The organism is Pseudomonas sp. PDM26 (genome assembly GCF_019219185.1).
Classification (GTDB): Bacteria; Pseudomonadota; Gammaproteobacteria; order Pseudomonadales; family Pseudomonadaceae; genus Aquipseudomonas.
Genome location: NZ_JAHUWC010000004.1, coordinates 216,443 through 240,770, shown reverse-complemented (window position 1 = coordinate 240,770; position 24,328 = coordinate 216,443). Strand labels below are relative to the sequence as shown.

At 59.1% G+C, this 24,328-nt stretch carries 20 protein-coding genes and 1 pseudogene; 8 read left to right on the top strand and 13 right to left on the bottom strand.

The genetic code is table 11. The features are described from left to right. Positions 1–80: 80 nt before the first annotated feature. The 4 genes from KW849_RS10570 to KW849_RS10555 all read right to left on the bottom strand — a co-directional run bounded on the left by KW849_RS10570 (position 81) and on the right by KW849_RS10555 (position 3,462). Entirely contained in the window at positions 81–1,070 is a 990-nt protein-coding gene (locus tag KW849_RS10570) for a FecR family protein (RefSeq protein WP_218429368.1), read from the bottom strand. Further along, positions 1,067–1,639, bottom strand: a complete 573-nt coding sequence (locus KW849_RS10565) for an RNA polymerase sigma factor (protein ID WP_218429366.1) — start codon at positions 1,637–1,639, stop codon at positions 1,067–1,069. Before KW849_RS10565 ends, KW849_RS10570 begins: the two co-directional genes overlap by 4 nt. 253 nt (positions 1,640–1,892) lie before the next feature. Next, a complete protein-coding gene (locus KW849_RS10560; RefSeq protein WP_108218257.1) occupies positions 1,893–2,300 on the bottom strand; it encodes an HPF/RaiA family ribosome-associated protein in 408 nt (135 codons plus the stop codon). A 214-nt stretch (positions 2,301–2,514) separates the two neighbouring features. Further along, positions 2,515–3,462, bottom strand: coding sequence for a LysR substrate-binding domain-containing protein (locus tag KW849_RS10555; protein ID WP_108218256.1), 948 nt, complete (start codon positions 3,460–3,462; stop codon positions 2,515–2,517). Positions 3,463–3,597: 135 nt separating this feature from the next. Between KW849_RS10555 and KW849_RS10550 the strand changes: the two genes are divergently transcribed. Both KW849_RS10550 and KW849_RS10545 read left to right on the top strand, forming a co-directional pair. Further along, the gene (locus KW849_RS10550) at positions 3,598–4,974 is read left to right on the top strand and encodes an L-serine ammonia-lyase (protein WP_218429365.1); all 1,377 of its coding nucleotides are present in this window, start codon (positions 3,598–3,600) and stop codon (positions 4,972–4,974) included. Positions 4,975–5,284: 310 nt separating this feature from the next. Beyond that, positions 5,285–5,602 (top strand): DUF3509 domain-containing protein, encoded by a 318-nt coding sequence (locus KW849_RS10545; protein ID WP_218429363.1) that lies wholly within the window; start codon positions 5,285–5,287, stop codon positions 5,600–5,602. On the opposite strand, the gene KW849_RS10540 is transcribed toward KW849_RS10545, so the two are convergent. Next, a complete protein-coding gene (locus tag KW849_RS10540; RefSeq protein ID WP_108218253.1) occupies positions 5,599–6,099 on the bottom strand; it encodes a phosphate-starvation-inducible protein PsiE in 501 nt (166 codons plus the stop codon). The genes KW849_RS10545 and KW849_RS10540 overlap by 4 nt on opposite strands. A gap of 320 nt (positions 6,100–6,419) precedes the next feature. Between KW849_RS10540 and KW849_RS10535 the strand changes: the two are divergent. After that, a pseudogene (locus KW849_RS10535) lies at positions 6,420–6,659 on the top strand (YebG family protein); the annotation flags it as partial. Between the two features lie 188 nt (positions 6,660–6,847). On the opposite strand, the gene KW849_RS10530 reads toward KW849_RS10535, so the two are convergent. After that, complete coding sequence (locus KW849_RS10530; protein ID WP_218429360.1) at positions 6,848–7,867, bottom strand: Glu/Leu/Phe/Val dehydrogenase dimerization domain-containing protein; 1,020 nt, start codon at positions 7,865–7,867, stop codon at positions 6,848–6,850. Between the two features lie 183 nt (positions 7,868–8,050). Here KW849_RS10530 and KW849_RS10525 point away from each other — a divergent pair, with 183 nt between their 5' ends. Further along, positions 8,051–8,854 (top strand): SirB1 family protein, encoded by an 804-nt coding sequence (locus KW849_RS10525; RefSeq protein ID WP_218429358.1) that lies wholly within the window; start codon positions 8,051–8,053, stop codon positions 8,852–8,854. Positions 8,855–8,918: 64 nt separating this feature from the next. On the opposite strand, the gene maiA is transcribed toward KW849_RS10525, so the two are convergent. The 3 genes from maiA to hmgA are packed head-to-tail and all read right to left on the bottom strand — an operon-like array spanning position 8,919 to position 12,179. After that, positions 8,919–9,554 (bottom strand): maleylacetoacetate isomerase, encoded by a 636-nt coding sequence (gene maiA / locus KW849_RS10520; protein ID WP_218429356.1) that lies wholly within the window; start codon positions 9,552–9,554, stop codon positions 8,919–8,921. Positions 9,555–9,566: 12 nt separating this feature from the next. Continuing rightward, a complete protein-coding gene (fahA, locus tag KW849_RS10515) occupies positions 9,567–10,871 on the bottom strand; it encodes a fumarylacetoacetase (protein ID WP_218429355.1) in 1,305 nt (434 codons plus the stop codon). Between the two features lie 3 nt (positions 10,872–10,874). Beyond that, positions 10,875–12,179 carry a homogentisate 1,2-dioxygenase gene (hmgA, locus tag KW849_RS10510; protein ID WP_218429354.1) on the bottom strand — a complete coding sequence of 435 codons (1,305 nt, stop codon included), beginning with the start codon at positions 12,177–12,179 and terminating at the stop codon, positions 10,875–10,877. A gap of 163 nt (positions 12,180–12,342) precedes the next feature. Here hmgA and KW849_RS10505 point away from each other — a divergent pair, with 163 nt between their 5' ends. After that, a complete protein-coding gene (locus KW849_RS10505; protein WP_115948080.1) occupies positions 12,343–13,143 on the top strand; it encodes an IclR family transcriptional regulator in 801 nt (266 codons plus the stop codon). A gap of 15 nt (positions 13,144–13,158) precedes the next feature. Here KW849_RS10505 and KW849_RS10500 read toward each other — a convergent pair whose 3' ends face one another. From KW849_RS10500 to KW849_RS10490, 3 genes are all read right to left on the bottom strand, one after another. Next, complete coding sequence (locus KW849_RS10500; RefSeq protein ID WP_218429352.1) at positions 13,159–15,702, bottom strand: LuxR C-terminal-related transcriptional regulator; 2,544 nt, start codon at positions 15,700–15,702, stop codon at positions 13,159–13,161. Positions 15,703–15,843: 141 nt separating this feature from the next. Beyond that, positions 15,844–17,214 (bottom strand): DUF1329 domain-containing protein, encoded by a 1,371-nt coding sequence (locus tag KW849_RS10495; RefSeq protein WP_218429351.1) that lies wholly within the window; start codon positions 17,212–17,214, stop codon positions 15,844–15,846. A 23-nt stretch (positions 17,215–17,237) separates the two neighbouring features. Beyond that, positions 17,238–19,031 (bottom strand): DUF1302 domain-containing protein, encoded by a 1,794-nt coding sequence (locus KW849_RS10490; RefSeq protein WP_218429349.1) that lies wholly within the window; start codon positions 19,029–19,031, stop codon positions 17,238–17,240. Positions 19,032–19,772: 741 nt separating this feature from the next. On the opposite strand from KW849_RS10490, the gene KW849_RS10485 reads away from it, so the two are divergent. The 3 genes from KW849_RS10485 (at position 19,773) to KW849_RS10475 (ending at position 23,199) form a co-directional block, all read left to right on the top strand. Then, on the top strand, positions 19,773–20,564 hold the full coding sequence (locus tag KW849_RS10485; protein ID WP_218429348.1) for an N-acetylmuramoyl-L-alanine amidase: 792 nt from the start codon (positions 19,773–19,775) through the stop codon (positions 20,562–20,564). A 321-nt stretch (positions 20,565–20,885) separates the two neighbouring features. After that, a complete protein-coding gene (locus KW849_RS10480) occupies positions 20,886–22,952 on the top strand; it encodes an S-type pyocin domain-containing protein (protein ID WP_256357166.1) in 2,067 nt (688 codons plus the stop codon). Beyond that, positions 22,942–23,199, top strand: a complete 258-nt coding sequence (locus KW849_RS10475) for a bacteriocin immunity protein (RefSeq protein ID WP_218429346.1) — start codon at positions 22,942–22,944, stop codon at positions 23,197–23,199. The genes KW849_RS10480 and KW849_RS10475 overlap by 11 nt, the downstream gene beginning before the upstream one ends. A 56-nt stretch (positions 23,200–23,255) precedes the next feature. On the opposite strand, the gene KW849_RS10470 is transcribed toward KW849_RS10475, so the two are convergent. After that, positions 23,256–24,167 carry an SDR family oxidoreductase gene (locus tag KW849_RS10470; protein WP_218429344.1) on the bottom strand — a complete coding sequence of 304 codons (912 nt, stop codon included), beginning with the start codon at positions 24,165–24,167 and terminating at the stop codon, positions 23,256–23,258. Positions 24,168–24,328 lie beyond the last annotated feature (161 nt).

Sequence of the window (24,328 nt, the reverse complement as noted above, 5' to 3'; positions counted from 1 at the left end):
CTCCCACATTATTTGGAATGCATTCACCTGTGGGAGCGGCGGTGCGACGATTCGACTTGCTCGCGAAGAGGCCGGCCGGATCAACGCAAAATAATCAGATGCCCCAACACCTGATGCTGCTCAAACCCCAACACCCCCTGCAACGAACTCAACACCGCCTGCGGGTTCCTGCTCGGAAAGCTGCCACTGACCCGCCGCGTCGCCAGTTCATCATTGAGCAGCACGATCCGCCCTGGGTAATAGCGCGCCAAATCCAGCACCACATCGGCCAATGTCGCCTTGTAGTAATTGAGCCAGCCCTGGCGCCATGCCAACTGCGCTTCGCTGTCCACGGCGTGGAGTTTTTCCGCCGAGCCTTCGCCGTAGGCGACTTGCTCGCCAGCGGTGAGAATTTGCTGTTCGGCGTTCTGGTCCGCCGTCACGCCAACCCGTCCCGACAGCACCGTGACCTGTGCACCGTGGGGCTGCAAACGGACCTCGAACTGCGTACCCAGGACCCGCGCCTGGCCTCTCTCGGCGTCCACCACAAACGGCTCGCCGGTGTGGGTGACACTGAAAAAACCGGCGCCGCGACGCAGTTGCACATGCCGCTCACCGCGACTGAAATCCACGGCGATGGCGCTATCGGCATCCAGTGTCACCTGCGACTGATCCGCCAGGGTGACGGTGCGGATCTCTCCTGGCGCCGAGACGTAATCCGCTCCCAGGTCATCAATCCAGCGCATCGGCTGCCAGCCTGTGCCGAGACTGATCATCAACAGCAGGCACGCGGCCATCGCCAGCACACCGGACCAGCGCCCGCCCCTGCTGCGTCGTGACTTGTCCATGGCGTTGAGATACCCCTGCAAGGCAAAGGCGTCTTCATCGGCGAGTGCGCGCGCCGGTCCTTCGCTCAACTCCCACATGACCTGCGCCTGGGCATAGGCTTCGGCATGGGCGGGGTCGGCTTGCAACCACTGGCTGAACGTCGCCTGGTCACCACTGCTGGGCTGGTCATGCAACAGGCTCAGCCAGGCCAACGCGGCCTGCTCCTGAGCGGGCGTCGGAATGACGCGTTCGAAGTGGTTCACGGTGCTTTCCCTGGCGTACGCGATTCTGGTTCCCGAAGGCTGGCCTTGCAGGCTTCGAGGGCGCGCATCATATGTTTTTCCACGGCACTTTGGGACAAACCCATGGCCGTGGCGATCTCGGCATACTTGCGGCCGTGAATGCGATTAAGCAAAAAGATCTGCCGCGTGCGCTCCGGTAATGCGCGCAACGCCGCTTCAACGTGGCGCAAATCGTTGCCCGCCTCCAGCGCCGCTTGCGGTCCGCTGCCGTGGCTGTCCGGTGGTTCCACCATCAAGCCTTCGCTGGCCCGGACCCGCGTGCCTTCACTGCGCAAATGGTCGATGGCAATATTGCCGGCGCAGCGCAGCAGATAAGTGCCGAGCTCCTCGACCTGCACCAGCGGCCGCCGCCAGAAACGCAGGAACAAGTCCTGCACCAGGTCAGCCGCCGTCGCCCGGCAACCGACGCGCCGACTCACCAGCGCTTCCATTTGTGAACGCCGGGAGAGAAACACTTGGAGAAAATGCGCACGGTCGCCGCGCTGTTCGTCGCGTTCGATATCGTGGGGGTCGGGGGGCAGAGTGATCATCGTTCATGTTTCGACCTGAAAACCGGGGAGGCCACGACAGTGTCAGGGGGCCGGCAAGGCCGCAATATTAATGATAAATATTCTCATATGCAAAAAGATCGAGTGCAGCCCGCTATTACGCCCGTTGGTTGCACCGCAAACCTGGCTGCCCCCACAGCCAGCCAATGGCCATGGAATCCAAAAGCCACCGAAAACAAAACGGGCCTGCAATGCAGGCCCGTTTTCATGGGAAGGTAATAAAGTGAATCAGGTGTCAGCCGTTAAGCGCTGCCTGTTCGTTCTCAAGAAACTCTTCTTCCAGTAGATGGTCGGCATGGGCGCCACTCTCGATGGGCACCACATTGGCGCGTTTGCCGCGCAATTTGCCGAACATATGCTCCAGCGCATGTTCAAGTTTGACGGCTGCACCGTCGATAGCCTGCTCCATGGTGGAGGCTTTATGGGTGACGGAAACCGGTTGATGGCCTTTCGGCCGCGCCTCCAGTTGGCAGCGCATGTCGTGGGGACCCGGCTTGTCGCCGTTCTCGTCCCGCAGGTGAACCTCGACCCGTGTCAGGTCCTCTTCGTAGCGTTCGAGCGTGCTCTCAATGGTCGTACGTACCCACTCCTCCAGTCGTTTACTGCCTTGAATATGGTTATCGCTATTGACTTGGATTTGCATAGTTCATCCCTTATTTCAGCTAGCTCGCGAGAGGCCGGTCAGCTAAGCCCTTGGGCGTCATCACCGTGACCTCTTGCTTACACAATCGGTCTGTACGCTGAACAATTCAACCCCTGAAAAAAGATAAATATTCATACGCAAAAAAAACCGGACAACGAGCAAAAGCACTGTTACTGTCGGGAGTTGGGTCGCCCTGCTTATCGGTCAAAATTCCTTACATCTGCCGCTCCCCCAACGGGTGCAGGCTGCGAAAAATCCCCGCCTCTTCCACCAGCCAGTCATGTACCGCACGCACGCCGGGATGGCTCAACGCCCCTGGTGCGTAAAGCAGCATGTAGCGCTTGTGATTGGGCACCGCCAGCCCGAACGGCACGATCAACGCCCCACGCTCCAGCTCATCGTTGAGCAGTGTCCGTCGGGCAATCGCCACCCCCATCCCGGCGATGGCCGCTTCGATCGTCAGGTGATTGCGATTGAAGGTATGCCCGCGTCGCACATCCGCCCCCTCGAAGCCGATGGCGTTGAGATAAAACTCCCATTCCGCGTACTCATAGCTGCCGCGCCAGGCGGTGATGTCGTGCAGCAAGGGAAAGTGCATCAGGTCTGCCGGACCGTGCAGCGGCGGACGACCGCGCAACAGGCTCGGCGCGCACACCGGAAAAATCTGCTCATCGAGCAAGGCTGTGGATAACAGACCGGGGTAGCTGCCGTCGTTCAGGTCGATTGCCAGGTCGAAGTCGCCTTCATGCAACGGCACGCTGCTGTCCTCGGCTACCAGGCGCAACTGAATATCCGGAAAACGCTGCTGCAAACGCGGCAGGCGCGGCGTCAGCCATTTGCTCAGGAACGACGGAATCGAACGTACCCGCAGAATCCCGCTGATCATGCCCGCATCCAGACGCCGCAATTCCGCGTCGATGCTGCCAAAGGCCTCGTTGACGGTAACGGCCAGGCGCTGGCCCTCGGCGCTCAGCTCGACTCCGCGGGCACGGCGGTGAAACAGGCGAAAACCCAGGCGTTCTTCCAGCTGACGGATCTGCTGGCTGACCGCCCCCGGTGTGATGTGCAGCTCTTCGGCGCAGCGGGTAAACGACAAGTGCCGCGCGGCACAGGCAAACACGTTCAACCAGACATAGGTCTGGGCGTGCAATTGACGACTCATCGTTTAGTCCTGCTAAAGGATGTCTTAGGAATTTTCGTTGGTCACGTAGGACCTTGAAGGGCAGTATCGCCGACATTGCGCTTGTCCTACAAAAATGGCGGCGACTCCTCTTCCATTTCATGTAAAGGCTTTAGCATGGCTATCAGTGTTTTCGATCTTTTCAAAGTCGGCATCGGCCCGTCCAGCTCCCATACCGTCGGTCCGATGCGCGCCGCCGCAACCTTTGCCCAGGCACTGGTCGATCAGGGTTTTCTGGTTGATGTGCGTCGCGTGGAAATTCGTCTCTACGGCTCTCTTTCAGCGACCGGCGTCGGCCACGCATCGGACCGCGCCTGCGTCATGGGCCTGATGGGCGAATGGCCCGACCGCATCGATCCCACCACCATCGACAGCCGTATTCACACCCTGCGCGAAACCGGCAAACTGTGCCTGGCAGGCGTAACGCAAATTGCCTTCGACTGGCAACGCGATCTCCTGCTGCTAGACGAAAGCCTGCCCTACCACCCCAACGCCATGTCTCTGACAGCCTTCAGTGAAACCGGCGAACTGTTCGAGCAAACCTATTACTCGGTGGGCGGCGGGTTCATCATCGAAGCGGCCGAAGCCGAATCCGGTATCGCACCGGCTGGCGATGTGGTGCTGCCTTACGATTTCTCCAGCGCCGCCGAACTGCTCAAGCTGTGCAACGAGCACGGGCTGCGGGTGAGCGAACTGATGATGGCCAACGAACGGGCATGGCGTGGTGATGCCGAGATCCGCCAGGGCCTGCTGAATATCTGGTCGGTGATGCGTGAATGCGTCGAGCAAGGCTTGCGCCACGAAGGCGTCCTGCCCGGCGGTCTGAATGTTCCACGTCGAGCGGCGAAACTGCATCGCAGCCTGCAGGAAATCGGCAAGCCGAATGTCATTACGTCCACTTTGTCGGCAATGGAATGGGTCAACCTGTATGCCCTTGCCGTGAACGAAGAAAACGCAGCCGGCGGGCGCATGGTCACGGCGCCTACCAATGGCGCGGCAGGGATCATTCCGGCGGTGCTGCACTACTACATGAAATTCAATGCCGATGCGTCTGACGACGACGTAGTTGCGTTCTTCCTGGGTGCAGCGGCCGTCGGCATCCTGTGCAAGAAAAACGCATCGATCTCCGGGGCCGAAGTCGGCTGCCAGGGTGAAGTCGGCTCCGCCTGCGCCATGGCCGCCGCCGGCCTGGCAGAGGTGCTTGGCGCCACCCCGGAGCAGCTGGAAAACGCCGCCGAAATCGGCCTGGAACACAACCTCGGCCTCACCTGCGACCCGGTTGGCGGACTGGTGCAAGTGCCGTGCATCGAGCGCAACGCAATCGCCGCAGTGAAAGCCATCAACGCCACGCAAATGGCCCTGCGTGGCGACGGCCAGCACTTCATTTCCCTGGACCGGGTGATTCGCACCATGCGCGACACCGGCGCCGACATGCACGACAAATACAAAGAGACGTCGCGGGGCGGACTGGCGGTGAACTGGGTGGAATGTTGATCGCTTTGGAGGCACGTCGAGGTTTATTGCCCTGAAACGTGCAGAAAACGCGGCCCCTGTAGGAGCGAGCTTGCTCGCGAAAAAAACCTCAGGCGCCACGAACCATCTTTTTTAACGCGTTATCGTTCACGACCATCGCGAGCAAGCTCGCTCCTACAGAACGGGTTTTTTGTCCGACATTTTTTCCGGCATGAGCCTTGCTACTACCTTGCTGGAACAATGATGGCGAGATGGCCGGTGGTCAGGCATTGCGAACCAACCCGATCACGGCCGGTCAACAACTGCACGTTCAATCAGGCGGTGACGCATCATGGACAACCCTTTCCAGCTCATTACCGATGCTTTTGCAGCGGATTACCAGATCAACCTGAGCATTCAGGGCCTGGACGGCAGCATCATGCTGACCCTGTCCAACAGTGGCCGCGTGGTGGCCAAACGCATGATCAGCGCCGAACAACGCAATGACCCCCAGCGTCTCAGGCGTCTGGTTCAAAGCATTCAATTCGGCATTGCCATCGAACAAGGCGACAGTGCCGTGGCCATCCTCGAATCCATGACCGATGGCGGCACGCGCAACCTGCCGCCACCCTCCACCAAAGGCCGGCCCCGACCCGCCATTGGGCTTTAAAGCTCGCCCTTTTCTACTTCCGGATGCTCACTGGAGCCCGCACCTGTTTTGCGGTGTGGGTTCTCGATCTTCACCGAAGGAAATTGCGACGAAGCATAACGCACCACCAGAATCGCAAACGCCAGCAGCAGAATCCCGCCGCACAGGTAGATGATCCCCAGGTCCGGCGGGTTGTGGTGCGAAACGTTGGAGATCAGCAGCCGCGTCAGCGCGGTGATCGCCACGTAAATCAGGAAGCGCACCGGCATGTGATTGGTCTTGAAGTAAATCCCGACCATCGCTCCCAGTTCCAGATAGATGAACAGCAGCAAGATGTCATCGATCTTGATGTGCCCCTCTTCGATCATCCCGAGGAATTCCATCACCGCCGCCCACGCGGTCACCGCACCAATGGCGAACAGCGCCAGGTAGTGGAAGGTTTCGACGAACAGATTGCCCAGGGACTCGGCCAGTCCATGCACGTTCTGCCGCAGTTTTTCGGCCCAGTTGATTTTCACGATGCTGCTTCCTTAGGTCGGCTCGACCGGATGATGCGGGTTGGACGTGACGGTTTTTCTGCATGCAGAAAAAAGGCCAGAGGCTATCGAGTGAGATGAGGATGGTCTGCTGCTGGACACTTTTGTGGCAATTTCACCGGCCTCTTCGTCGGAACGCCGCCCGGACCAAGCCCGCTCCCACAGGGAACAATGCAAATCCGGATATCCGGTCTACATTAAAAAGCCACTACCCAAAAGACAGGGATTCGCTTATCCTTTTAGCTGTATAAAAATACAGTAGTCGAAATCGACAACCAATGTGAAGGCATGTGAGGTGGTGAATGGCCGTCGAAGTGGTATACCGCAGCAGCCGAGATCTGGAGCGCTTGTTCATGGATAAAGCCGAAGCTGACCGTCATGACAAAATGCTCGAGCTGGCCGAATTGCTGGCTGAAGTATTGCAAAAAGCCGTTCCGTCCCTGACCGAGCAGCAAGTGGAAGAAGCTGGAATCTACATGGCGAAGAATCGCGAAGTGTTCGCCAAGGCGTTCAAGAGCCAGCCGGACGCTCTGTCCGAATTGCTCAGCGCACCGGTTGAAGTCGCAGCGCCTGTCGCAGTGCTCGAGGTCGTTGAAGCCGCTGAGCCGATCGCCCCGGCCAAGCCTGCCAAGGCCCCCAAAGCCGCCAAGTAAGCAACGCGCAAATTGAGCAGGCCCTGAGTCGAATGGCTCAGGGCCTTTTTCATGCCTGTGGAAAACTCATGCCTGATTCACCGGTACAACACTTTCTCCGCCAGTTCGTCCGCCACCCGGGCCGGTGAGCGTTTTTCCGCTTGGGCGTGGGCGAAGACTTCGGTGAGTCGCGAACTGATTTTCGACAGGTGCGCGGTGATGGTTCCCAGTTCTTCGCCCCGATGTTTGAGCGAAACATAGATCAAACCGCCGGCATTGATCACGTAGTCCGGCGCATACAGGATGCCCCGCCGTTCCAACTGATCGGCGACGTCCAGATGGGTCAGTTGATTGTTCGCCGAACCGGCCACTGCCGAGCAGCGCAGTTGCGTCACGCTGTGGCTGTTCAGCACTCCGCCCAAACCGCAGGGCGCAAGGATATCGCAAGGTGTGCTGAGCAGCGCTTCGTTGGCGATCGGGTGCGCACCGAGTTGCTCCATGGCCAATTGCACCTTGCCGTGATCGATATCGCTGACCAGCAGTTCGGCACCGGCGGCGTGCAACTGCTCCGCCAGGGCATAGCCGACATTGCCCAAGCCTTGAATCGCTACGCGCAAACCTTCGAGATTATCGCTACCCAACCGCGCCATGGCAGTGGCGCGAATGCCGGCGAATACGCCCATCGCCGCATGGGGCGCCGGGTCTCCCGCCGACGTGGTGCTGGTGACGTGCTGGGTATGTTGGGCGATGCAATCCATGTCCGCTACCGAAGTGCCGCTGTCGATGGCGGTGATGTAGCGACCATCAAGCTGATTGATGCAGCGCCCGAAGGCTTCGAACAGCGCGCTGCGGTTTGCAACATGGGCCGGGCGGACAATGACCGCCACACCTCCCCCCTGCGCCAGCCCGGCCAGTGCAGCCTTGTAGCTCATGCCCTGGGCCAGGCGCACAGCATCCTCGATCGCGGATTCGTCGCTGGGGTAGGCAAGGTAACGACAACCACCCAGGGCAGGCCCCAGCCGGCTGTTATGAATGGCAATGACCGCCTTCAACCCGGTGACCGAGTCGACGCTCAGATGCAGCGATTCAAGGCGGGTGCTTTGCATGAGAGCGAACATCGTAAGGCTCCCGAATCACTTCTTGTAGACGCCAGTATAGGCTTGCGCCCAAAAATTGCAGAAGCGCACCGGAATAAGCACGGCCACGATCCAAGCTTTAGGAAATAACCTGCATCCGACCTTGTACGGCACTGGACGAACGCCAGAGAGGGGGCTAAAACGAGGCATTGCCCGGAGATTTTGATGACCCCGCGCCAATCGTTTTTCGCCTGCCTGCAACGTTCACCGCCCGCGCTGTTCGAGGCGGCACTGTGGATTGCGGTCGAGCACGACAGCGAGGTGGAGCCGCAAGCACTGCTGGCCGATTTCCAGGCGTTGCAGCAACGGGTCAGTGGCGGCTTGCCGATGCTGCCGGTCAGTGAACTGGCCCAGCCGCTGCTGCGGCGCATGAACGACCTTGGCTTTGCCCAGGACGATTTCACGCCGTTGCGCCCGCAAGTGGCCCTGTTGGACAAGGTACTGGAACGCCGAAGAGGGCAACCCTTGACGTTGGGGCTGATTGCGCTGGAGTTGGCCAGGGGCCTGGAAATTCCCCTGGTCGGGGTCAACTTCCCCGGGCATTTCCTGCTGCGGGTGCCGGGCGCCGATCATTTGCTCGATCCCTGCGGCGGTCGTCGTCTTTATCCGAACGATTGTCGGGAGTTGTTACAGCGCCAGTACGGCCCGAACATGAAGCTCAGCGCCGAGCACCTGGTAACCGCCGAGCCGGTGCAGATGCTGCAACGGCTGTCGCGCAACCTGCGCCAGTTGTACCTGTCCCACGACGATTTCATCAATGCCTTGATCGACGCCGATCGCGTCCTGGAACTGGGCGACGCCAGTGCCTCCGACTATCTGGCCCGGGCCAGCCTGTACCAGCGGCTGGATTGCCCGAACGCCGAGCGTTTTGACCTGGAGCATGCACTGCTGCTCAGCGACGATCCGATCCAGCGGATTCGCCTGACGGAACGGTTGGGGCATTTGCCGCCGAACGCCATCGTCCATTAAAAGCAAAAGATCGCAGCCTGCGGCAGCTCCTACGAGGCTGCGATCTTTTGATCCTGCTTCTGACTCAAGGCGTGTCTGGCTGGTTCGCCGGATGCGCCTTGATGAACGCCGGGTGCGTCGCCGCCAATGCCGCCACTCGCCGGATTCGCGGATAAGCTTCAAGAGAAACATTGAAACGCTCGGCCGCGTACAGCTGCGGGATCAAGTAGACGTCCGCCAACCCAGGCTCGGGGCCGAAGCAGTAACCGTCATCACCGATCAACTGCTCTACCGTGGCCAACCCTTGGCCGATCCAGTGGCCGATCCACTCCACCACCTGCGGTTCGTCGTAGCCCGACTGGCGCAGCCGATTGAGCACGCTGACGTTGTGCAGCGGGTGCACATCGCAGCCGATCACTGCCGCCACGCCGCGTTCGTGAGCACGGGCAGTCAGGTCCCTGGACAGCAGTGGCACTTGTGGATAACGCTCCTCCAGGTATTCGATGATCGCGGGAGACTGAATCAGCAATTCGCCTTCATCCGTGCGCAAGGCCGGCACGCGGCCCTGCGGGTTGATACCCAGATAAGGTGGCTGCCGATGCTCCCCCCCCTGTGGTGCGATCAGGTTGACTGGCAAGGATTGATAATCCAGGCCCTTGAGCGCCAACGCAATACGCACCCGGTACGAAGACGTCGAACGGTAGTAGGTATAGAGTTCCATGCACCGCTCCTCTCAGCGTGCCGGCAGCACTTTGCCGCGGCATTCGCCAAAGCCGATGGACGCAAAACCGTCACGGCGGCAACGTCCGCGCAGGATGATTTCGTCGCCGTCCTCGAGGAATTTACGCACCTCGCCCGACGCCAGCTCGATCGGTTTTTTACCACCCTCGGTAATTTCCAACAGACTGCCGAACTGGCCGTTCTCAGGACCCGACAACGTGCCCGAACCGAACAGATCACCGGCCTGCAGTTGGCAACCGTTGACGCTGTGGTGCGCGACCATTTGCGCCACGGTCCAGTACATGTATTGGGTGTTGCTCAGGGTCAGGCGATGGGCCGGCAGGTTCTGATCACGCATGGCCTCGGTGAGCAGCAGCACTTCCAGTTCGATGTCGAACGCGCCAGCGGCCTGATCGCGCTTGTCGAGCAGGTACGGCAGCGGCTGCGGATCGCCTTGCGGACGCGCAGGCTGGGCACGACGGAATGGTTCCAGCGCTTCAGCGGTGACGACCCACGGCGAGATACTGGTGATGAAACTCTTCGACAGGAACGGCCCCAGCGGCTGGTATTCCCAGGCCTGGATGTCCCGTGCCGACCAGTCGTTGAGCAGGCAGAAACCGGCGATGTGATCGGCGGCGTCGCCGATGGCAATGGAGTCGCCCATGTCGTTGCCTTGGCCGATCCAGATGCCCAGTTCCAGTTCGTAGTCAAGGCGCGCGCAAGGGCCAAAGGTCGGCTCGGTTTGACCGGCCGGCAATGTCTGGCCTTTCGGGCGGCGGACGTCAGTACCGGATGGGCGAATGGTCGACGCGCGACCGTGGTAGCCGATTGGCACGTACTTGTAGTTCGGCAGCAGCGGGTTGTCGGGACGGAACAGTTTGCCGACGTTCTGCGCGTGCTCGATGCCGACGTAGAAATCGGTGTAATCGTTGATTTTCGCCGGCAGGTGCATCTCGCAATCCACCGCCAGCGGCAGCAGTTTTGCGCCCTGGGCTTCGATCTTGCCGTGCAGGGTGCTGCCTTCGGCGAACAGTTCCAGCAAGCGTTCACGCAGGGCCACACGGGCCTCGCGGCCCAGTTCGAAGAACGCATTCAACTGGCCGCCACAAGTAGCCTCTACCGCAGCCTTCGCGGCGCCATCGAACAACCCGACTTCAAGGGCTGCTTGCAGATCAAAGATATGCTCGCCGATGGCCACGCCACTGCGCGGTGCCGAACCATTGAGGCTGAACACGCCCAGCGGCAGGTTTTGCAGCGGAAAATCAGCATGGCCGTTGGCGGATGCAACCCAGCTGCGAGTGATGGAAGTCTGCGTCATGGGTTATCTCCGGGTCGGGTCGAAAGTGGCGGGCAGCGCAGCCCAGCAGGCATCGTAAGTGTTTTGCAGTTGTGGGCAATCGAGGGCGAAACGGCTTGGGCGCAACACCTGGCTGGTCTCGAACATGAACGCCATGGTGTTGTCGATTTTCGCCGGTTTGAGGTCAGCGTTGATCGCTTTGGTGCAAGTCTCACCATCGGGACCGTGGGCGCTCATGCAGCTGTGCAACGAAGCACCGCCGGGCACAAAACCTTCAGCCTTGGCATCGTATTCGCCCTGGATCAACCCCATGTATTCGTTCATCAGGTTGCGATGGAACCACGGCGGACGGAAGGTTTTCTCGGCCACCATCCAGCGCGGCGGGAAGATCACGAAGTCGAGGTTGGCCAGGCCGTGGACGCTGGTTGGCGAGGTCAATACCGTGAAGATCGACGGATCAGGGTGATCGAAACTGACGGTGCCGATGGTGTTGAAACGGCGCAGGTCATATTTGTACGGCACGTTATTACCGTGCCAGGCGACCACGTTGAGCGGCGAATGATTAAGCTCGCACGCCCACAACTGGCCGAGGAATTTCTGCACCAGCGTGGTGGGTTGTTGCAGGTTTTCGTAGGCCGCCACCGGGGTCAGGAAGTCCCGCGGATTGGCCAGGCCATTGCTGCCAATCGGCCCCAGGTCCGGCAGACGCAGCGGCGCACCATGGTTTTCGGCGACATAACCGCGGGCTTGCGGGTCGAGCAGTTCGATGCGGAATTTAAGACCGCGTGGCAGGACGGCAATTTCCAGCGGTTCCAGTTCAAGCACGCCGAGTTCGGTGGCAATGCGCAGGCGCCCCCGTTCAGGCACCAGCAACATCTCGCCGTCGGCGTTGAAGAACACGCGCTCCATGGAACGGTTGGCGCAGTAGTTGTAGATGCTGATCCCGGCCGGTTTTTCCGCGCCCGAGTTGGCCGCCATGCTCACCAGACCGTCGATGAAATCGGTCGGCTCGGCAGGAATCTCCAACGGGTTCCAACGCAGGCGATTGGGGGTCACGTCACCCAGCGGGCCGCCGGCCAGTTGCCGGTCCAGTTTGACGAATGCCGGGTGATTGGCCGACGGCTGAATGCGGTACATCCAGGTGCGCCGCGCCTCGCTGCGCGGCATGGTGAACGCCGTGCCGGAGAACAGTTCGGTGTAGAGGCCGTACGGGGCTTTTTGCGGGGAGTTCTGGCCGACGGGCAGTGCGCCGGGCAACGCTTCGCTGCTGAATTCGTTGCCGAAGCCTGACAGGTAGGCCAGCGCTGGCGTCGTTGAATCGGAGTTCATGGAGCCTCCTGAACAGGGAGTCGGCAATGCCGGTCACCTTTTGAAGAGTGACTGGCCTGCCTCGGTTATTTTTATCGTAATTCGATTACGCATAACGTAATTTGATTGATGTTGACCGTCAAGCTATAAAGACGCCCATTCGTTACAGGATCAAACCGCCACCATGGAAAAACCTACCAGCGACAGCAACGGCAAACAGAAAGTCCGCTCGGCCGAGGTTGGCACCGACATCCTCAAGGCTCTGGCCGAGTTGTCGCCCTCGACTTCGCTGTCGCGCCTGGCAGAACACGTGCAGATGCCGGCGAGCAAGGTTCATCGCTATTTGCAGGCCCTGATCGCCAGCGGTTTTGCCGAACAGAACGCCGCCACCAACCATTACGGTCTGGGCCGCGAAGCCTTGCGCGTAGGGTTGGCGGCACTCAACAGTATGGACGTGCTGAAAGTTGCCGCCCTGCCCTTGGCCGAGTTGCGTGACGACTTGAACGAAACCTGTTTTCTGGCGGTATGGGGTAACCAGGGCGCGACCGTGGTGCATATCGAACCGGCGGTGCGTGCGGTGACGGTGGTGACACAACTGGGCTCGGTGTTGCCATTGCTCAGTTCTTCGACAGGACTGGTATTTGGCGCCTACCTGCCCAGGCGTGAAACCGTGGACCTGCGCGACCAGGAGTTGCAAGGCAGCGCCACCCACAGTTTGGCGGACGATCAGGCGTACACGACGACGTGCGAACAGATCCGCCAACGGGGCCTGCATCATGTGCATGGATTGTTGATGCCCGGTGTAGATGCCTTGTCGGCACCGGTATTCAACGCCATGGGCAAGATTGCGGCAGTACTGACCGTGGTCGGGCCGACCTCGCTGTTCCATGCCGATGAAAACGGTCCCGCGGCGCAGCGTTTGCTGTCTGCCACACGAGCAGTGAGTTGGCGCATGGGCTATCAGCCGGACGCATTGACAACCTGAATGCAACGGCGCTGATCACACGGGCAGGATCAGCCCCAGCTTCTTGCCCATCGCCACGGCTTGCGTCCGACGCTCAACCCCCAATTTGCTGTGGATTCTCCGTGCGTGGGTTTTCACCGTATGCAAGGAGATGAACAGTCGCTCGGCAATTTGCTGATTGGAACTGCCTTGGGCAATGAGACCCAGCACCTCAATCTCCCGGGTACTCAGCGGGCTGACATCGGCGAGCATGGCCGTCACCGACTCTTCCCCACGCAAACGGCTGAGCAAGTTCGGCTGGCGCAGCCCCAGTTCACGCAACGCCTGTTGCCCATTACAACGCTCCACCAGCGCCAGGCCCGCCTCCAAAGCCGCCTTGGCCAGCCTGGGCTCAGCGGCCAGGTCCGCCACTTCGCTGATCACCAAATGCAATTCCGTTTCCAGCGCCAGCATGGCATGCCGTTGCGCGTGATCGAGCAACGCCTGCAGCCGATCCAGCGGCTTTTGCGTCTGTTGCAAATGCATCTGCGCCAACACCAATTGGTACTCGATACGGGCAATCAGCTGAAGCGTGGCCGGTGGCGCCTGACGTGCGCGAGGCCCGCGATAGTGACGCAAGACACGGGTCAGCGCTTCACAGGCCAACTCCGGTCGCCCTTGCTGCAACCAGAAATGGCTGCTGACTTGCAGCAGCACCCCTCGATACACCGTATCGGGAATCTGCCGCTGCTGCATCACGCGTTCGGCTTCGCGCAAACGATCAAACGCAAGGGCGTAATCGCGCTGATTGGCGGCCATCTGCGCTTGCCCGAGAAAGCCATACAGCGCGTGTTTGTCCTGGCTTTTCAGGCAGTCCTCCAGGCCGGACTGGAAGAAACCGGCGGCCAACTCATCTTGTCCCTGACAGAGGGCCAACCGCCCTCGTCGCAGGGCAATTCGCCCCAATAGCGGCGTCGGTCGATCAGCCTGTCGGGACAACAGGGCAAAAACTTCAGCCAACAAGCTCTCGGCGCGTCGGGGCGCTCCGCGCATCTCCAGCAACTGCGCGTGATCGAGTTCAAGCAGCCCTTCGAACAATAGCGAGCCTTGGGCGCGCGCCAGACACAGCGCCTCACGATTGAACGTCTGCGCCGCATCGAGTTCGGCGTTGAGCAAGGCCTGCTGGGTCAAACCCGACAGGCACAACAATCGCACCGGCCAGGCATCGACGCTCAACTCGGCCAGCGCGTCGAGAAAGTGCGCGCGGGCCGCCTCCATGCGACCTTGCAAATGCAGCAACCAGCCCTGTTGTGCCTGCCAGCGTGCCAGCAGTTGCCGTTGCAGCGCCTGCGTAGGCTGTGGGGCAAATCGTGCCAATTGTTCGATGCACGCGGCGGCATGATCGAAGCGCCCGGCAAACAACAATGCCGCGCTAACCAGTCCCACCAGTTGCGGTGTAACGAGGGTCAGCTCGGCCTGTTGACGCTCGTGCAGACTCAACAACAGACAGGCATTTTCGCGCCGGAACAAATGTTCGAGGCTGAAGTGCTGCAGCAGGCTGACCGCAACTTCGAACTCCTGCGCCAACAGAGCCTGCTCGAACGCACCTTGCCAGTCTTCTTCGGTGCTGAACCATTGGCACGCGCGGCGATGCCAGGATCGCCCGGCCGGGGTCGGCTCTTCACACATCGCCCGGGCCAATGGCTCGAAGATCCGCAACCACTCGACAGAGTCTTCCCAGGGTTCAATGAAGCAACCCATTTCCTGCAACGCGTGCAACCACCGCGCGCCCTCACCGGTACCGAAAAGATGCTCGCACAGGCTGGCGTTGAAGCGTGGCAGATGAACCAACACCTGCCAGACCTCAACCAACTCCGACGGCAAGGTGTTGAACAACTCGTGTTGCAGATAATCGAGCAATGTCGCCGAGCGCCCCTGCTCACCCGACCACGGACAACCATTGAGTAACGCGATCCGCACGCCAGCGCACCAGCCACCGCTGCGCTCAACTACCCTTTTGGCGGTTTGTGCCGCGAGGGTCGGCTCGACATGACCGAGCAACTGCCCGACTTCGGCCTCGGTAAATGCCAGCGTCCGGCCTTCGCACTCGTACAACTCATCATCCAGCAGCAGCCGCGGCCAGTTGCAGGGTGGTCGTCGACGGGAGCTCAACCACCAGGTCAGCGCCGGGCTGGCGACGGCCAGCAGGCGATCGAGCATCCGGTCGAGCTCCGGGTTGGGTGCGCGGCAGAAATCGTCGAGAAACAGCCAGGTGGGCGTCTGCAATCGCGCCAGATGCGCCAGCAGCCCTGGCTCATCCGCCGAGGGCAACCCCAACGCTTGCGTCAGGCGCAACAGAAAATCGGCCGCGCTCAACGAAGCCCCTGCCAACGGCAGCCAACAGACCCGATAGTGCTCCGGTGCACGCAGCAGGCATTCGCTGAGCAACGCGCTCTTGCCACTACCGGCCGGTGCGCAAAGCAACTTCACCCGCGCAGTCGAGACCAGCATTGGCTCGATCAACCGCTCGCGGGACAGATGATGGGACGACAGTCGGGGCAGGAAACCGGGGCGGTCCAGACAGTGCGTCATTGCAGTCATAGTGATGCGCCTTTTTTTATAATTCTGGCGCCACCCTAGCCCCCTCCCGAGCGCTTATTGAAGAAGTATTCAACACACTGATCCCCCCCTATAAAAAGGTGACCATGAAGTCACCTTTTTGTGCAGAAGCCTGTAGGAAACTTACCGGACCCCTGTACTACGCAAGGCCGCTGGCGTGTAGTCCCCCGCTTTTGCATCGATGTTGAATTCGAAGCTGCGCTTCTCTTCGTTCTTCATTCCCAGGGCGATATAGCGACCGGCGATCAGGTCATACAGCGCTTCGACGGTGTAGGCCGGCACCTGGTGATCGTAATAGAACTGGGCATGCCCTTCGGCGACGCGCCAGAGCTGGCCACGCCCATCGTAGTGGTCGGCCAGCGCTACTTGCCAGCTGTCTTCGTCGATGTACATGTGGCGCTTGGCGTACACATGCCGCTCGTTCGGCTTGACCGTGGCGACGACTTCCCAGACCCGGTGCAGCTCATAGCGGGTCAGGTCCTGATTGATGTGCCCGGCCTTGATCACATCGGTGTACTTGAGATCTGGCGAGTCGAGCTTGTAGCTGTTGTAGGGGATGTACATCTCCTTCTTGCCGACCAGTTTCCAGTCGTAGCGATCCGGTGCGCCGGAAAACATGTCGAAATTGTCGGTGGTGCGCAGGCCATCGGACGAGGTGCCGACGCCGTCATAGGCCACCTGCGGCGCACGCCGTACCCGCCGCTGGCCAGCATTGTAGATCCAGGCCTTGCGCGGTTCCCGGACCTGGTCGAGGGTCTCGTGAACCAGCAACACGTTACCCGCCAGCCGGGCCGGGGCGGTCACTTCCTGCTTGAAGTAGTTGAGGACGTTTTCATCGGCGCCCGGTTTCAGATCGCCGAGCAACGAAGGCACGGCGACCTCGTCCTTGAAGCGGATCACGGTGAAATCGCCATTGGACTGCGGTGTCGCCTGGGTGACGGTGCGCCGCAGATTGCCGCCGTGGTAACGAGTGACGTGGTTCCAGATCACCTCCACACCATTCTTCGGAATCGGGAACGCGTAGTAGCGATTGCCGGTGAAATTTGCCAGACCGTTACCGTCGTTGATCGGTGTTACGTTCAGAGCGCTGCGTTTGGCCGACTCATAGATTTCAGCCGGTAATGCCACGGTACGGTGGCTGGGATAGACCGGAATTTTATAGGTGTCGGGATAGCGCTTGAACATTGCGATCTGGCCGTCGGAGAGCTTGTCCTTGTACTTGTCGACGGTCGCCGCGGTGATCACGAACAACGGCTTTTCGTTGGCGAACGGGTCAGCCAGGAAACCTTTGCTGTCCACCGCGCCAGCGTTTTTCGGGATGCCGCCGGTCCAGGCCGGAATCGAGCCATCGGCATTACCGGCCTTCTCGGCACCGAGCGGTGTAAGGCTGGTGCCGAGTTTGCCGGCTTCTTGCGGCGACACCGCAGCCATCACGTTGGCAGCCAGCAGACTCAGGGTCAGAACGGCGCCCAATTGCAGAATCATCTTGCGCATTGAATTCATCCTTTTCAGCCAGATCAGAAGTTCACACCAAAGCTCAACGCCACGAAGTCACGGTCAGTGAGGACGTTGTAGTCCCCGCCGAAAAAGTCGGTGTAACTCAGGCTCGCGGTGTAGGTGTTGCGATAGTCCGCGTCAACACCGAGGCTGATGGCCTTGGCGCCTTCGTTGAACAGACCGTTGGGGCCAAAGCCGGAGACGTCGTGGGACCACGAGAGGTTGGGTCTGAAATTGATCCCGGCGATGAGGTTGTTGTAGTCGAGGATGGCCCGGGCGCGATAACCCCACGACGTCGAGGTCACGAAGCCATTGGTATCACCGCCGAAACCATACTGACCGAACACCGAGTCGCGGCCGTAGCGCAGTTTGGTGCGAGGCTCCAGCCCACCGACCCGAACCACCGCCGCCTCGCCCACCAGGGTCAGGCGATCCGCACCTGCGACCTGATCGATGAAATGCGTCAGGGTGCTCTGGATTTGCGTCACCTCCTTGCGACGGTAGCCTTTGTTGTCGGCCCCCGGTGAAGTGGCGATGGGCGATGCCGCACCACCTGCAATCGGATTGAGCATGGCCAGGGTCAGGTCATTGGTGTTGACCTGCACCGGGAGGTTGGGGCGGTAGCTGATTTCCCCGCTCCACGCGGTGCCGGTGGATAACGTGGTAGCGAAGCTCGCACCGTAGAGGCGGATGTCCTCCGGATATTCGAGGTAATACTGGCCGCGGCCGAGCATCACACTTTGGGCCAGGCCCGAACCACTGCCGGGGGCGATGCGATTGGCGGCGGCAATGATCCCCGGAAGGCTTGCCAGCGTACCGGGCCCGGCGGTGGTAGTCCCGACGTTCGGGCTGCGGCTGTGGTAGTTCATGAAATACAGGCCGTATTCGGTGTCGTCCCCCAGCCAGCGCAATGCCGTCCCCCACTGCCCTGAGTCCCGGGCATCGCGGTCGCCACCACGGGGAACGATCACCCCCTCCTTGCTGACTTCGAAGCCCTGGCCAAAGGCAGCGGCAATCGGCTGCAGCGGTGCAATGGCCGGGCTGGCGACGGTGTAGCCCTTGTTGCAGCCGTCCGCCACTACATCGACGCCAAAGAAAGTGCCGCAGTTATCGACAACCGTCTGGTCCCACTCCAGTTGATAGAAGCCTTCGACCGTCAATTTGTCCGTCAGCCCCTGGGAGGCAAACAGCATGTTGACCGGAATCAGGCCTTCCTTGATCTCGGCCCCCGGTCGACGGAACGCGGACACGTCGACCGGGTTGATGCTGTTGATCGAGTTGCCGATGAAAGTACTTTCGCCCCAACTGACCACCTGCTTGCCGGCGCGCACAGTGCCCGGCAAATCGGCGAGGGAGTAGTTGTGATAGACGAAAGCGTCGAGGATTTGTCCGCCTGAAGACTTGGCGCCCTCTTTGCGATTGTGATCGCTGATGTCCTTGAACGGCCGGCTTTCATCCTTCAGTTCAAAGTCGTACCAGTACTTGCCACGCACAAACGCACCGGTGTCGCCGTACTTCAGCTCGAGGTCGTGAATGCCCTTGAAGATCTTCGAGAAGGTTTCGCCCTTCTTGAAATTCAATCGCCCGTCGTCACCGGTCGAAGCCTGGCCGGAACCGCCGTTGACAATGCCCACCAGGGCGTTATCCGCATCACGCACGCCCCAACTCGCGCCGACCGACAGCGAGGAATCGAACGTCCCCTCGATTTCCCCAATGTTGAACGAAATGGCCTGTGCCTGGGCACAGCAACCCAATGCAACCGCAGCCGCCAGCGCCTGTGGTGTGAAGATGGCGCGCATTGTTGTTTTTGTCATGCGTCTTCCCCGGTGAGTGACAGAAGGCCTCACCCTACTGCCGGGCACCGGGGTCGATAAGCGCACCAAGGAGGTATTCGTGGTGTACCTCTAAAGGATGACTGGCACAGGGTCACCACCCAGAGGACGAGCAGCGCAATACTGACTGTTGCCGTAGTTGCAACAGTGCATGTCCGTAATTGGTATTTTTCCTACGGCACCAAGGGCTTATTCTTACCTGGCTGTCACGGTAAACCACTGCAGGCCCCATGTACCCACCTGCGCCGTGATGAAAGATTTCAGATGAATTGAGGATTCGGTTCATCACCTCGTGTTCACTGACGTTGATTTGTAGCTCCTGATCCAACGTCTTACCTTGGCCGCTGCGTTTGCAGCGGCCTTTTTTATGGTTCTTCACGCAATCCCGGGAAACTGTAGGAGCCAGCTTGCTGGCGAGGGACTCAAGTACGCCGCGTTTATCCGGTTCACACGCGTTATCGTTATCGACCATCGCTGCGCCGCAGCTCCTACAAGAGAGCGTGCCCACGCTTTTTTATGGGCGATGGTTTTTTGATGAGTAACAGCCGCCAGTCGGTAACCCCTGACCATCCAGGCAAGACTTCGAATACCTACATTTCTTTCAGAAAGTGCCTACAAGCATAGGTAAACACCAAAAGCGTTCGAGCCATTAAGTTGAACAGCAAGTCGGCGCACGACTTTTATCCTCGTCCGGCTTCAAACTTACTTAATGCGAGTGCAATTATGAAACCCATCAACTACAACCAGTATCGTTCAATCAGAAGTTTCAACAGTCGAATTCGTTTTCTGGTTCTTCACTACACGGCCGCAAACTTTTCAAGTTCTGTCAGTGCCCTGACCGGCCCGTATGTCAGCGCGCACTATCTGATTCCAGATATCACTGACCCCAGTTACCTGAAAGCCGGCCATACCGTGCAGGAAGTTTTCAGCCTGGTGGATGAAACCTGTCGCGCCTGGCACGCAGGTGTCAGTCAGTGGGGTAACCGTAGCAATCTGAATGACACGTCCATCGGCATTGAAGTCGTCAACCTGGCGACGGACAACAAAGGCGAATTCACCTTCCCGCCGTATCACCCCGAGCAGATTGCTGCGATTGAACAATTGGCGCTGAACATCCTCAAGCGCTACCCGGATATCACACCGACGCAGGTTTTGGGCCACTCCGATGTTTCGATCGGCCGCAAGAGTGACCCGGGGCCGATGTTTCCCTGGCAGGCGCTGTACTTGAAAGGCGTCGGCGCCTGGTTCGATGAAAGCACTCGGGGCGAGTATCTGCGCCAATACAAAAAATGCGGCGTTCCAGTGCGAAGCGAATTGCTTGGGCTGTTTAAAACCTATGGATACGATGTTTCAGGCGCGTCAACGGAAGGCGGTTTTCAACAGTTGGTGCGAGCATTCCAGATGCATTTTCGCCCGGACAATTACGATGGGCTGATAGACGCGCAGACAGCCGCAAACCTGGCCGCGCTGGTACACAAGTACTTCCCTCAACCACCTGCGAAAACCGGACTGTGATCCGACATTGAAAAACCGGCAAGGTCACTGAGCGTGACCTTGCCGACACTGGAGAAGCGAATAGCTCTACCCATTTCACCATTTTAATTGGGCTTCTTACAGAATTTGGCAAACCGCTCGTACAAAACGCCTCCTGTAACCACGTAAGAAATTTCCATTTTTTAAAGAGAAATAATTCTTACCCTCGGAACTTTCCTCAATTCTTTACGTAATTACTCACAATATTCTCAGGCCATTTAACCGCAAGTCTGCTGTAAATTAAAACGCATCAAGAATTCGCGGGTGACACGGGCATAACTACCCGCCGCTCTCGCGCATTTAATGCTCAGCGATTCATCAAGCACATTCAAAAAGGACATGAATATGCAGAAGCCTCCACCATTGGTATTAACTGAAGCTATCCATACCACAGCAATAGCGCCTCCCAACAGACCCATAATTCACAGAACATCCACAACCCTCCCTCACAGTGGAATGTTTGGCATTCCCCATAACGTAGTAGCTAACTCACTGGAATATAAATCTCACAGCATGACAACTGATCGGGAGTTTCAAACGCGCACAGAACAAATAGCTCAATCCATAGAGCACGACCTGGCCGCAACGCGGTTAGAAGGCCCCACTCACCCCCTTCCTCCTGCGCAGGCAATAATTCGAGAATTAGGAATACGCAACACACTAATTGCCAGGAAAACCGCTGAAGCTCATCAAAAAACGCTACTTTCCCACCAGTTCTTTGGAGATACCCCACTCAATAAAGACTTTCATGATTACTACCGAAAAGCACAGAGCATCGATAGTAAGGTTAGCCCGAAAGGAATTGCGATGCAGGCTTGGGCCGCGTCGTACAGAGCTGCCCACGAAGCGAATTTGCTAACGCTATCAATCCAGATGCTCAACCAGCAACAAGTTGAAGTATATAAGTGGTTGACCACCGTACAGGCCAATGATCATGAGCAAGCAGCCGCAGCGGCAGAAGCCCAACGAATCGCTGCTGAACAGGCACGAATCAGGGCGGAATCTGAAGCACTCGCCCTTGCGCAAGAGCAGGCCCGGTTAGCCGCATTGGCAGAAGCCGAACGAGTAGCCGCCGAGCAAGCCCGGATTGCCGCTGAGGCCGCCGCACGGTACATCGCGGCGGAACAGGCTCGTCGGGAAGCAGAGGCCGAAGTACAGCGTCAAGTCGAGGAGCTGCGCCTGGAAAATCAACGGCTAGCCGAGGAAGAAGCCCGCCGCAATGCAATAGAGTCGCTGAACACCGCACAAGGCATTCGCCCGTTTCCCGTATCGGGCGCGGCGGCGGCAAGCGGTCCGGTGTTCACTGCAGCAGCGGGAACGTTAGCGGTCGATGCGGCAACCACCCTCGCGATCAGGACTGCTGTGCGTTCGGCCGCCGCCGCTGCAATCACGGCTTTGGCAGCGGTCGTCGGAACAGCTTCAGGCGTTGTGATAGTTGTTGGCGTTGCAGCACTGGTTTACTACGCGCTACGGGATAACAAAGAACCGTACGCCTTGAGCGTGCCGCTCTCGGATCTCACAACGTACGACGCCGAGCAACTACGTGACATCGCCCAGGCCAACAGGGAAATCGAACTGCCGGTCGCGATCGGCTCCCGAACTGTGGATAACACCACAGAGTTTTTCGTCGCTGCCACAAACGGCACCACCGTGCCTCGCAAAGTACCGGTGCGTCTCGCCATCTACGATCCAGTTCTAAACCTTTACAGGAGCGAGAGCCCGGACGCCCAGTCCCCCGGCATGATATGGACGCCAATTATCAGCCCGGGCAATGCGTCAACGGCTCTTCCTGTGACACAACCGGTCGCTGCCCCCTACACCGGCGCAACCGCCACCGCCCTCGAAGGAAGGATAGATACAAACCCGGAGCTGGATCTATACAGTTTTGGCGGATCTATTTACATATTTCCGACTGAGTCGGGTATTCCGCCACAATTTGTGATGTTCAGGGATCGGCGGAGCGAACCCGGTTTATCTAGTGGTGCTGGAAAGTTAGTATCTGAAAATTGGATGGGGACTGCCTCAATGCCCGAAGGTGCACCGATTCCCGCGCAGATTGCGGATAAGCTCCGAGGACGGAGGTTTTCGACATTTAAAAATTTCCGCAGTGAATTTTGGAAGGCTGTGAGTAACGATGAACTACTGAACGGCCAGTTTACAAAACTAAGGCAAATGGACATGAAGCAGGGCCTCGCTCCAACTACCTTCCCTCAAGATCAAGTGGGTAGGAGAGTCAAGTATGAAATACACCATATCATCCCAATCGGGGAAGGTGGCGAAATCTACGACATGGACAATCTTCAAATCATGACGCCTAAATCGCACATCCAAACTCACGCAAAGACAAAAGGAGTAAAAAATGATTCTTAAAAGCAAATTAGAGGAATACACAGAAGCCGAATACATGGCTTTAATCGAGCGCTTGTTCGAGGGCAACTACGCTTCTGAAGAAGAACACGATGCAATTGTTGAAAACATTGTTGCCACTTCAGAGCACCCCGATGGCACAGGAATCTTGTATGACCCTAGAGAGGGTATTGAGGACAGCCCGGCAGGTGTGATAAATGCAATAAAACAGTGGCGCTCAGATAACGGAAAAGCTGGCTTTAAAGCCTAAAACAGGCAAATAAAAGAGGAGCAAGCACCTAAGCTTTCTCCTCTTTTAAACTTTCTTTACAAAGAATACTTCTTCAAATTCCCCATCATTTCCTTCAACGCCTCGATGTTGTCCTTCGGATGCGCCGCGCCTTCGAAGTCGCAAATCTGCTGCCAGTGCGCCGCCACGTCTTCCGGGGAGAAACCCGTCCGTGGATCGAACCCGGCACCGAGGCTGCGCTCCCAGCGGACCTTGCCCATCCAGCCGCCGCCAACTTCGAACAGACCGGAGGTTTCCTGGCAGTTCTCGCTGGCCAGGTACACCACCAGCGGGCTGACCAGTTCCGGCTTGAGCTGTTCGAAGACTTGCGGCGGGATCAGGCCTTCGGTCATGCGTGTGCCGCCGGTGGGGGCGATGGCGTTGACCAGGATGTTGTTCTTGCGGCCTTCGATGGCCAGGGTGCGGGTCAGGCCATAGAGACCAAGCTTGGCCATGCCGTAGTTGGACTGGCCGAAGTTGCCATAGATGCCTGAGGTCGACGCGGTGAAAATCACCCGGCCGTAGTTTTGCTCGCGCATGTGCGGCCAGGCGGCGCGGGTGACTTTGTAGGCACCTTCGACGTGGACGCGGTAAACCAGGTCCCAGTCGGCGTCATCCATTTTGTGGAAGGTCTTGTCACGCAGGATCCCGGCGTTGTTGACCACTACGTCGACTCGACCGAAGACGTCCAGGGCGTGCTGGACCAGTTTGTCACCGTCAGTGACCGAGTCGTGGTTGGCCTGGGCGATGCCACCCGCCTCGCGAATGTCCGCCACCACGCGGTCGGCGGCCGAGGCGTTGGCGCCCTCACCCTGGGCCGAGCCGCCAAGATCGTTGACCAGCACCCTGGCGCCCTGTTTGGCGAACAGCAGTGCATGCGCCCGTCCCAGGCCGCCACCGGATCCGGTGATGATCACGACTTTATCTTCGAAGCGCACAGACTCATTCATGGGGAACTCCAGCAGGCCAAGGGACAATGCGTCCGAGTTTCAGGCACGGCGCGGGAGGTCACAATGAACACGGGGGAGGCTGAATAGTGCGCGATAAGGCTGGGGGATGATGATCGCGTCGGACAGGATGACGCGATCCTTGTGGCGAGGGAGCTTGCTCC